We start from the raw sequence: 1,764 nt of genomic DNA, 5'->3' as shown, positions 1-1,764 counted from the left end.
AGGTAGCGCCACGCCACCATACGCTCGAAGGCGGAAAAGGGTCGGCTGGAGGACTTTTCAGGCCGCTCTGCGGCCTGCACCCGATCTTCGGTCACGGCGGTCATCCTGCCTTCCCTCGCCTCATCACTTCGTTGCGACCAGCTTGTCGATCACCGCTTCGACGATCATCGAGGGCAGTCTAGATTCACGTCGAGAAACTTGTACGTGCGCCAGCGAAAGGCAGGCTGACGTGGCGGCGTCCGAGTGGTCGTCGCGTCCGCCCTCCGGCACACTCACTTCATCTCGACGACCTTGCCGTCTTCGATCGTCACCCGCCGATCCATCAGTCCGGCGAGCTCGTGATTGTGCGTCGCGATCAATGCCGCGAGGCCCGACTGCCGTGCCAGCGCTTCCAGCGCCTCGAAGACATAACCGGCGGTCTCCGGATCGAGATTGCCTGTCGGTTCGTCGGCAAGGAGAACGAGCGGCGCGTTGGCAACGGCGCGCGCAATCGCAACGCGCTGCTGCTCGCCGCCGGAAAGTTCCGCCGGGCGGTGATCGGCGCGGTGGCCGATGCGCATATAGTCGAGCAACGCCCCAGCCCGCTCCGCGGCTTCCGCCTTGGGCAGACCGGCGATCAACTGCGGCATCATGATGTTTTCGAGCGCCGAGAACTCAGGCAACAGGTGGTGGAACTGGTAGACGAATCCGATCTCGTTGCGACGGATCGCCGTGCGCCGATCGTCATTGAGCCCGCCGCAGGACACCCCGTTGACCAGCACCTCGCCGCTATCGGGGCGTTCCAGCAGACCCGCCACATGCAGCAGCGTCGATTTTCCGGTCCCTGACGGCGCGACCAGCGCCACAGTCTCGCCGCTTCTCAGCGTGAAGTCCGCACCCTTGAGGATGGAAAGGAACGTCTCGCCTTCCCCATAGTGTCGTTCGACGCCGGAAAGCTGCAGTGCCACGCGCGCATTCATTGAGGTGATGTCCTTGTCATTCGTAACGCAGGGCCTGCACCGGATCGAGGCGCGAGGCGCGCCAGGCCGGAAAGATCGTGGCGAGGAAGGAAAGGGTCAGCGCCATGACGATGACGAGTGCAGTCTCGTCTGCGTTCATGTCGGCCGGAAGCTGGCTGAGGAAATAAAGCTCTGGGCTAAACAGCGTCGTTCCGGAGATCCAGGAGAAGAACTGTCGGATGGATTCGATGTTGAGGCAGACGACGACGCCGAGCGCCACGCCCGCGACCGTTCCGGCGACGCCGATGGCAGCCCCGGTCATGAAGAAGATGCGCATGACAGAGCCCGAGGTCGCGCCCATGGTCCTTAAGATCGCGATGTCGCTGCCCTTGTCCTTCACCAGCATGATCAGGCCGGAGATGATGTTGAGCGCCGCGACCAGCACGATCAGCGTCAGGATCATGAACATCACGTTGCGCTCCACCTGGAGCGCGGAGAAGAAGGTCTTGTTGCGGTCGCGCCAGTCGGTGATGAAGATCTGCCGTCCGGCCGCGTCCTCGATCGGCTGGCGCAACTCCTCGACGACATCTGGATGTTCGACGAAGATCTCGATCGACTGAACCAGTCCCTCGGCGTTGAAGAACAGCTGTGCCTCTTCAAGCGGCATGAAGATGATTGTTGAATCATATTCCGACATGCCGATCTCGTAGATCGCCGAGACGGTATAGGCCTTCACACGCGGGTTCATGCCGAGCGGCGTCACGTCGCCGTTGGGCGAGGTCAGCGTGATGGTACCGCCGACCGTTATGCCAAGCTGTTCGGCCAT

General features: G+C 62.4%; 2 protein-coding genes. Both read right to left on the bottom strand.

Annotated features, from left to right (window positions below):
• Window positions 1-272: 272 nt before the first annotated feature.
• Window positions 273-959: an ABC transporter ATP-binding protein gene (locus BLU15_RS38780; RefSeq protein ID WP_034786709.1), complete on the bottom strand. Its 687-nt coding sequence runs from the start codon at window positions 957-959 to the stop codon at window positions 273-275.
• 16 nt (window positions 960-975) lie between these two features.
• Window positions 976-1,764: FtsX-like permease family protein (locus BLU15_RS38775; RefSeq protein WP_143034379.1), on the bottom strand; the 789-nt coding region annotated here is incomplete at its 5' end.

The sequence above is a fragment of the Ensifer sp. YR511 genome, from assembly GCF_900103045.1.
GTDB classification, from domain to species: domain Bacteria; phylum Pseudomonadota; class Alphaproteobacteria; order Rhizobiales; family Rhizobiaceae; genus Ensifer; species Ensifer adhaerens.
The sequence above is the reverse complement of the archived record's forward strand: the minus strand, read 5'-3'. Positions and strand labels throughout refer to the sequence as shown.

Bases quoted from the DNA above. Each gene is read 5' to 3' on its own strand.
- BLU15_RS38780 (WP_034786709.1), bottom strand. From the start codon at position 959: ATGAATGCGCGCGTGGCACTGCAGCTTTCCGGCGTCGAACGACACTAT.